General features: G+C 43.6%; 1 protein-coding gene. It reads left to right on the top strand.

Annotated features, from left to right (window positions below; genetic code table 11):
- The coding region (locus tag ACM0OZ_RS49490; RefSeq protein ID WP_414590262.1) for a transposase at nt 1–206 on the top strand (206 nt) is incomplete at its 5' end.
- Between the last annotated feature and the right edge of the window lie 12 nt (nt 207–218).

Below are 218 nucleotides of genomic sequence, written 5' to 3'. Positions count from 1 at the left end.
TCTGCCTTCGTACTTCTGCCTTCTTACCCCCCTACTCTCCTGATTTATCCCCCATAGAACTTTGTTGGTCGAAATTGAAGCAATTTCTTCGTTCGCGTGAAGCGCGCACACTGGAATTACTCGACCAAGCAATGACTGAAGCTGTAAATTATATTACCGAAGATCATACCTTCGGTTGGTTCAACCACTGTGGTCTATTTACCTGAAAATTGCTGTAA

The organism is Scytonema sp. PCC 10023 (assembly GCF_963920835.1).
Classification (GTDB): Bacteria; Cyanobacteriota; Cyanobacteriia; order Cyanobacteriales; family Nostocaceae; genus Kalymmatonema.
This window is presented reverse-complemented; position numbering and strand designations above follow the sequence as displayed.